This is a genomic window from Candidatus Eisenbacteria bacterium, from assembly GCA_013140805.1.
Lineage (GTDB): Bacteria > Eisenbacteria > RBG-16-71-46 > RBG-16-71-46 > RBG-16-71-46 > JABFRW01.
The window spans coordinates 1-7,932 of record JABFRW010000004.1; the positions used below are offsets into that span (position 1 = coordinate 1).

The window sequence follows — 7,932 nt, forward strand, 5'->3', positions numbered from 1 at the left end:
GGGTCAAGTTTGCGCGCGAGCCGCTTCCAGATCAGCACTGCGAGGACCGCCACCACCACGATCCCGACGATCCAGCCCCACGGCACCCGCTCCCACCAGGGCGCCGCGATCGGCGCGTGTACATCGGCGAGCCGTTCCGTGCTGTCGGCCGGGACCGTCGGCAGCACCACCAGCGTGAGAAGCGGCAGCCGTTCGTGACGCACCTCTTTCGCGTCGCCACTCGCGTAGTCGAACTCGAGTCCCGCGAGACGTACTTCTCCAAGTTCGAAGGCCTGGAGCGTGACTTCGATCCACGCGGTATCCAGCGTCGAGACACCGCCGGCAGCCGCACCCGGTCGTACCGCTGAACTCGAGATCACTCCGGAGCGCGGCGCTCCCCAGGTCAGGGACTCGCGATTCTCGGGTGCCTGCCACCTGACGCGGGCACCACGCGGGTGCACCACACTGCCGCGGTAGGTCACGAGCTGCCCGATCGAGGCGCGAGTCGGCGACAGCGTCACGCGCGCGCGCAACTCGGGGGCCGCCGCCGCAGCCGCTCGGCACGTCAGCGCCATGGCGAGCACTGCGAGGCCGACGCTCCGGCGCAGACTCACGCGCTCCTCCTGCCGCGGCGCCGGGTCGCGAAGTAACGCATCAGCACCGGCAGATACGAGCGATCGGTCCGGATCTCGAGCATCGGACAGCGCGCCTCCTTCAGGGCGGACTCGGCGCGCGCCCAGCGTGCACGCGCGTCGCGCTGATACTGCTCGCGCACCCGGGCGCTCGAGCTGTTCACCAGCGCACGCTCGCCGCTCTCGAGATCCTCGAGTTCGAGCCAGCCCGCCGCCGGCAGGACCTCGTCGCGCGGATCACGCAGCGCGAGTGCGGTGAGATCGTGGCGCCGCCCGAGGCTTCGCAGCGCGGTGGACTCGGGCGCCGGATCGAAATCCGAGATCCAGAACACCACGCTGTGGCGATTCAGCGTGCGCGAGAGGAATCGCGCGACCTCACCGAGTCGCGTCTCTTTCGCGACCGAATCGGCCTCCAGCACGTCGCGCAGGATGCGCAACAGGTGACGACGCCCCCGCACCGCGGGCACCAGGTGAGTCACGCGGGAGTCGGACAGCACCAGTCCCACGCGGTCGTCATTGCGAAGGGCGGCGAACCCGAGCACCGCGCACAGCTCGGCTGCGAGCTCGCGCTTCTCGACGCCGACGGTACCGAATCGCATCGAGCGTGAGATGTCGACCGCGAGCATCACCGTGAGTTCGCGTTCCTCGACGAAGCGCTTGACGTAGGGCGCGCCGAGGCGGGCGGTGACGTTCCAGTCGATGTCTCGCACCTCGTCGCCGGGCAGGTACGGGCGCACTTCCTCGAACTCGACGCCGCGCCCCTGGAAGACGCTCTTCGACTGGCCGGCGAACAGGTCTTCGACCAGATGGCGGCTGCGAATCTCGAGCCGGCGGACTTTGCGAAGCAGTTCCGCGGTCGACATCAGGGCACGCGCACCTTCTCCAGCACCCGCCGCGCCAGCTCCTCCCCGTCGACTCCCTCGGCCTCGGCTTCGTACGAGACGTGAATGCGGTGACGCAGCACGTCGGGCGCGATCGCCTTGACGTCCTCCGGCAGCACGTAGGGCCGCCCCTCGATCACCGCGAGCGCCTGCGCCCCGCGCACCAGGAACAGCGTGGCGCGCGGCGAGGCGCCATGCGCGATGAGGTTCTCGAGCGGCAGTCCGTGGTCACGCGGGCGTCGAGTGGCGCCCACGATGTCGAGGACGTAGTCCTGAATCTTGTCGTCGACGTAGACGCTGTCGAGGGCGAGCCGCGCCTCCATGACTTCCTCGCGCGTCGCCTGGGGCTTGAGCCGCGCGGGTTCGGAGAGCCCAACGCGGCGCAGAATTTCCTTTTCCTCGGCGCGCGTCGGGTAACCGACCTTGACCTTCATCATGAAGCGATCGCTCTGCGCCTCGGGAAGCGGGTAGGTGCCCTCCTGCTCGATCGGATTCTGGGTCGCGAGCACCAGGAACGGATCCTCGAGCGGCAGGGTTTCATCGCCGAGCGTCACCTGCTGTTCCTGCATCGCTTCGAGCAGCGCGGCCTGCACCTTTGCGGGAGCGCGATTGATTTCGTCGGCGAGCACCAGATTCGCGAACACCGGGCCGCGTTTGGCCGAGAAGGTGCCTTCCTTCGGATTGAAGATCATGGTCCCGGTCAGGTCGGCCGGCAGCAGGTCGGGCGTGAACTGGATGCGACGGAAGCGAAGCGAAAGCGCATCCGAGAGGCTGCGGACCGCGAGCGTTTTCGCGAGACCCGGCACCCCCTCGAGCAGCACGTGGCCGCCGGTCAGCAGCCCGACCAGCAATCGATCGACCATGGCGTGCTGGCCGACCACCGCACGCGCGACCTCGGTTCGCACCCGTCCCAGAATCTGCGCTGCGCGCTCGATGCGTTTGGCGCCGTCCTTGCCGTCCGTCGTCATGGATCCCTCCTGATCTACTTGAGCGCGGTCTCCCACGCGAACAACGGATAGCGCCCGCTCAGCTCCAGCACCTCGGTGCCGACCGTGCGTGCGTGCGAGTGATCGTCCGGGCGCTCCAGGACCTTCGCAATCCACCCGCCGATGCGCCGCATCTCATCGGCGCCGAAGCCGCGGGTGGTGAGTGCGGGAGTTCCGAGTCGGATCCCGCTCGTGACCCAGGGCTTCTGCGGATCGTTCGGAACCGCGTTCTTGTTCACCGTCATGTTGGCATGGTGCAGCGCTTCCTCGGCCAGCTTCCCGGTCAGGCCGCGGCGGCGCAGATCGAGCAGCATGAGGTGATTGTCGGTGCCGCCCGAGACCAGTTCGAAGCCATGCCCGACCAGGGTCTCCGCCAGCACCTTCGCATTCGACACCACGCGCTGCTGATAGCTGCGGAACGGCTCGGTGAGCGCCTCGCCGAAGCACACCGCCTTGGCCGCGATCACGTGCATGAGGGGTCCGCCCTGCAGTCCCGGGAACACCGACTTGTCGACCTTCTCGGCGTGCGCGCCGCTGCTCAGGATCACTCCGCCGCGCGGCCCGCGCAGCGTCTTGTGCGTGGTGCTCGTCACGACGTCCGCGTGCGGAATCGGACTCGGGTGAAGTCCGGCCGCGACCAGCCCGGCGATGTGCGCCATGTCGACGACCAGTTTCGCGCCGACCTCGCGTGCGATCCGGCCGAAGCGCTCGAAGTCGATCACGCGCGGATAGGCGCTCGCTCCCGCGACCAGGATCTGCGGCCGATGCTCGCGCGCCAGTCGTTCCATTCCCTCGTAGTCGAGTCGACCCGTGTCGGGATCGACCCCGTACTGGATCGCCTTGAACAACTGGCCCGAGACCGAGACATGGTGCCCGTGGGTCAGATGTCCGCCGTGCGCGAGACTCATTCCGAGCAGCGTGTCACCCGGCTTCGCGACCGCGAGGTAGGCGGCGAGGTTCGCCGACGCGCCCGAGTGCGGCTGCACGTTCGCGTGTTCGGCGCCGAACAGGGTGCGCAGCCGCGCGATCGCCAGCTCCTCGGCGACGTCCACGAACTCGCAGCCGCCGTAGTAACGCTTGCGAGGCAGTCCCTCGGCGTACTTGTTGTTCATCTCGGTCCCGAGCGCCTCGAGCACCGCAGGACTCGCGAAGTTTTCGGACGCGATCAGCTCGAGCGTCGAGTGTTGCCGATCGCGTTCGTTCACAACCGCCTGGAAGATCGCGGGGTCCTGATCGCGCAGCGCGGACATGGTCAGAGGGTCCTCCCGTGAGCCGCTTCGTAGCGGCGGATCTTTTCGAGCCGCGGTGCATGCCGGCCGCCCTCGAATGCGGTCTCGAGCCAGATGCGCACCCAGCGCGAGGGGCCCTCGTGGCCGCCGTTGGTGCGTGCGCCGAGCGCGATCACGTTCGAGTCGTTGTGCAGCCGCGTGAGTCGCGCGGTCTCGTCGCTGGTCACCACCGAGGCCCGCACCCCGGCCACCTTGTTCGCCGCGATCGATTCGCCGATGCCGCTGCCGCCGAGCACGATTCCGAAATCGACTTCCCCGCGCGCCACCTTCTCGCCGACCGGGAAACAAAAGTCCGGGTAGTCGACCGGCTCGGTCGAATGAGTGCCTTCGTCGATCACCTCGTGTCCGAGCGCACGCAGCTCGGCGACCAGCCGCTGCTTGAGTTCGAATCCGGCGTGATCCGTGCCGATCGCAATCCGCACCCTGCCCTCCTTGGGGAGCGGCGCCGACTAGCGGGCGCGCGCGGCAGCCGCCGCGGGCACCGCCGTGAGCCAGCCGTGTCGATCCGGAAGTTCGCCGCGCAGGATGCCGAAATAGGCCTCCTGGAGTCGCTTGGTCACCGGGCCGCGTGCGCCGGAGCCGACCGTGATGCGGTCGACCGAGGTGATCGGCGAGATCTCGACCGCAGTGCCGCTGAAGAACAACTCGTCCGCAAGGTAGAGCATCTCGCGCGGGATCACCGATTCGCGCACCGGAATACCCAGCTCGCGCGCAAGCGTCACCACGGTCTGACGGGTGATGCCGGCCAGCACGCTGCTGGTCAGCGGTGGCGTGATCAGCTCGCCGCCGGCGACCAGGAACACGTTCTGTCCGCTGCCCTCGCTTACGAAGCCCTGCGTATCGAGCGCGATCCCCTCGCTGTAGCCGTCGGTCAGCGCCTCCATCTTGATCAGCTGCGAGTTCATGTAGTTCGCCGACGCCTTTGCCATCGCGGGCAGCGTGTTCGGCGCGATGCGCCACCACGAACTGACCTTGACGGCCACGCCCTTCGCGAGCGCGTCCTCGCCCAGATAACCCGACCAGGGGAACGCCGCGATCGCAACCTCGACCGGTGAGCCGAATGGGTTGACGCCGAGGTTTTCGTACCCGCGGTAAACGAGCGGCCTCAGGTAGCAGTCCCGCAGATCGTTGATCGCCACCACGTCGAGGCAGGTCTGGTGGAGCACCGCACGCTCGAACGGCAGCTCCATGCGATAGATCTTCGCAGACGCCAGCAACCGGTCGAGATGCTCATCGAGCCGGAAGATCGCCACCCCGCTCGGGTTCTGGTAGGCACGGATCCCCTCGAACACGCTCGACGCGTAGTGGGCGACGTGCGAGAGCACGTGGATGCGCGCGTCGTCCCACGCGACCCACTTGCCGCTCATCCAGATCTTCTCGACCTTCTGGATCGCCATCATGCCCCTCGCGCGATGTTCGACACGTCAGGCGGATCGGCTGCGACACGCCTCGCGCACCACCACCGCCAGGCGCTCGACGTGACGGCCGATGCGCCGCCAGCACTCTTCATAGGCTTCGGCGGATTGCCCGAACGGATCCGAGATCTCGAGCGTCGGCTCGCCCGGCTCCGGCCACTCACTCAAGACGTGCACCCGATCATCCGCGATGCCGAGGGTGGCGAGCGCGGCTCGATGCGCCGGTTCCATCACGACGATCAGGTCCGCCTCGCCGGCCATTTCCGGCGTCAGCCGACGCGAGCGGTGATTCTCGAGCACCGCACCCGAGCGCTGTGCGGTTTCGATCGCGAATCGTGCCGCCGGTTGTCCATCCCACGCCGAAGTCCCTGCGGAGGAAATCGCCACCCGATCCGCGTCGGAACCCAGCGCCTGGCGCAGCGCCGCGACCGCCATCGGGCTGCGGCAGGTGTTCCCGGTGCAGACGAACAGCACATGGTAGAGGGGGTCCGGACGGGTCATGGCGCGCAGAGAATAGGCTGCGATCCGGGCTCGGTCAATCATCGCGAAGCGCTCTCGAGCGCTCGATCGAGAGCTCAATCCGCGGCGGTCGCGTCTATGTAATCACCCATCTCGGCGCGCGGATCGAGTGCCCCGAGGCGCAGCAGGCGCGGCTTCTGACCGCTCACGTCGACCAGCGTCGATGGCGTGAGTCCGCGCCGCGGACCACCGTCCAGCACCAGGTCGATCTGATTGCCGAAGATGCGCAGAACTTCGTCGGCAGTCTCGGCCGGCTTCTGCCCGGTCAGGTTCGCGCTGCTCGAAACCACGGGTCCGCCGATGCGCTGCAGCAGGCGCTCGCACAGCGTGTCCTTGGGGACGCGCAACGCGACCGTACTTCCCGCACCGCGCACCCGCACCGGCACCACCGCGGACGCGCGGAAGATGATGGACAGAGGCCCCGGCCAGTAGCGAGCCATGAGGCGCTCCGCCACTTCGGAGACGTCGTCCGCGAGGCCGAACACCTGCGAGGGATCGGGAATCAGAGAGATCACGGCCAGCGTCGGGTCGCGTCGCTTGAGGCGGGCGACCAGCTCCACCCCCGAAACATCGAACAACGAGCAACCGAGCCCGTACAGCGTGTCGGTCGGATACGCGATGACGCCGCCGCGCAGGACCGTCTCCGCCGCCTCGAGCAGCGCCGCTTCGTCGGGGCGCTCGGTGTCGACCTTCAGCACCCGCACGCTCACGCGCGCCCCTCGATCCCGGCCGCGACCGGATCCGGCGATGCGATGTCGTGACGGACCCGCCAGCCGCTCCCGCCGAGCGCTGCGACCGCGGCATACGCTCGGGTACGCGCCGTGGCGAGGTCCGATGCGCGCGCGACGACGTGCGCCGCGCGACCGCCTCGCACTTCCCATCCGGTCGCAACGCGTCGCGTGCCGGCGTGAAACACCTGGCACTCCGGGTGTGAGTCGATGGCCTCGAGTCCGGTGATGATTCCGCCCTCGCCGATCGCCTCGGGATACCCGGCCGCGCACAGCGCCACCGAAACCGTTGCGCCCGGCGCGCGAGTCACCGCGGTGCGATCGAGTTTGCCGCGCGCAGCGCCGGCGAGCAGCCGGGTGAGCGAGCCGTCGATCAGCGGCACCAGCGCCTCGGTCTCCGGATCTCCGAAACGCACGTTGAACTCGAGCACCTGCGGTCCGTCCTGCGTGAGCATCAGGCCGACGAACAGCGTGCCCTTGAAAGACATCCCTCGCGCGGCCATCTCGCGCAGCACCGGAGCCACCACCTCGGCACCGATGCGGGTCTCGAGCGCCGCGTCGAGGGCCAAGGCCGGCGCATAGGCGCCCATGCCGCCGGTATTCGGGCCGCGATCGCCATCGTGCGCGCGCTTGTAGTCGCGCGCCGGCGGCAGCAGCACGAAGCGCTCACCATCGCACACCGCGAGCATCGAGACCTCTTCCCCGACCAGATACGTTTCGATCAGCAGCGACGCGCCCGCGGCGCCGAATCGCTGATCCTCGAGACACGCCCGCGCGAACGCCTCGGCCTCGGCGGCCTCCGACGTGACGCACACGCCCTTGCCGGCCGCGAGGCCATCGGCCTTGAGCACCCACGGGCCCCGACTCATCGCGAGTGCCGCGCGCGCCGCCTCGAGGGTGCGGCAGCACTCGGCCGACGCGGTCGGTACTCCCGCCGCGTGCATGACCTGTTTCGCGAACCACTTGCTCGATTCGAGCCGGGCCGCCTCGCGACCGGGGCCATAGCACGTGATGCCGGCGCCCTCGAACGCATCCACCACTCCGGCGGCAAGTGGCGCCTCGGGTCCCACCACCACCAGGGTGGCACGGACGCGACGCGCCAGTTCGAGTTGAGCCGGCAGGTCGACGGGCGAGACGTCGACGCAATCGAACGTCGCGCGCATGCCGTCGTTGCCCGGCGCCACCCCGAGCCACTCCGTTTCGGGATCCCGACTCAAGCGCCAGGCGAGCGCGTGCTCGCGCCCTCCGTCACCGATCACCAGGATGCGTTCACGCGCGCTCATGAACGCAAGGTGCCAGAGGGGTATCGGAGGGTCAAGAGCGTACGGCGTCGCGCCACACCTGCATCGGAGTGCCGGTGCGTGCGTGCACGCACTGCGAGTCTCCGGACGCCTCGTGCACCACTTCGAAGACGATCGCGAATTCGACCGGCACGACCGCGAGCCCCCACGCCGCGTACGACATATGGACATTGAGGCCGAAGACGTCGCTCGCGTGCGCGTA

Annotated in this window: 10 protein-coding genes; all 10 read right to left on the reverse strand. The window is 68.7% G+C overall.

From position 1 onward, the window contains the following. Positions 1-593 (reverse strand): hypothetical protein (locus HOP12_00280; protein ID NOT32587.1); only part of this gene is annotated, 593 nt, incomplete at its 3' end. Beyond that, positions 590-1,474: a DUF58 domain-containing protein gene (locus HOP12_00285; GenBank protein ID NOT32588.1), complete on the reverse strand. Its 885-nt coding sequence runs from the start codon at positions 1,472-1,474 to the stop codon at positions 590-592. The genes HOP12_00285 and HOP12_00280, both read right to left, overlap by 4 nt. After that, positions 1,474-2,460 (reverse strand): MoxR family ATPase, encoded by a 987-nt coding sequence (locus HOP12_00290; protein NOT32589.1) that lies wholly within the window; start codon positions 2,458-2,460, stop codon positions 1,474-1,476. Before HOP12_00290 ends, HOP12_00285 begins: the two co-directional genes overlap by 1 nt. A 14-nt stretch (positions 2,461-2,474) precedes the next feature. Continuing rightward, positions 2,475-3,728: a serine hydroxymethyltransferase gene (locus HOP12_00295; GenBank protein ID NOT32590.1), complete on the reverse strand. Its 1,254-nt coding sequence runs from the start codon at positions 3,726-3,728 to the stop codon at positions 2,475-2,477. Positions 3,729-3,730: 2 nt separating this feature from the next. After that, positions 3,731-4,189 (reverse strand): ribose 5-phosphate isomerase B, encoded by a 459-nt coding sequence (gene rpiB / locus HOP12_00300; GenBank protein ID NOT32591.1) that lies wholly within the window; start codon positions 4,187-4,189, stop codon positions 3,731-3,733. Between the two features lie 27 nt (positions 4,190-4,216). Beyond that, positions 4,217-5,164, reverse strand: a complete 948-nt coding sequence (locus tag HOP12_00305; GenBank protein ID NOT32592.1) for a branched-chain amino acid transaminase — start codon at positions 5,162-5,164, stop codon at positions 4,217-4,219. 27 nt (positions 5,165-5,191) lie between these two features. Beyond that, entirely contained in the window at positions 5,192-5,725 is a 534-nt protein-coding gene (locus HOP12_00310) for a low molecular weight protein arginine phosphatase (protein NOT32593.1), read from the reverse strand. A 32-nt stretch (positions 5,726-5,757) separates the two neighbouring features. Further along, entirely contained in the window at positions 5,758-6,411 is a 654-nt protein-coding gene (locus tag HOP12_00315; GenBank protein NOT32594.1) for a threonylcarbamoyl-AMP synthase, read from the reverse strand. After that, positions 6,408-7,712: a phosphoribosylamine--glycine ligase gene (gene purD, locus HOP12_00320; GenBank protein ID NOT32595.1), complete on the reverse strand. Its 1,305-nt coding sequence runs from the start codon at positions 7,710-7,712 to the stop codon at positions 6,408-6,410. Before purD ends, HOP12_00315 begins: the two co-directional genes overlap by 4 nt. Before the next feature lie 31 nt (positions 7,713-7,743). Beyond that, positions 7,744-7,932 (reverse strand): hypothetical protein (locus HOP12_00325; protein ID NOT32596.1); only part of this gene is annotated, 189 nt, incomplete at its 5' end.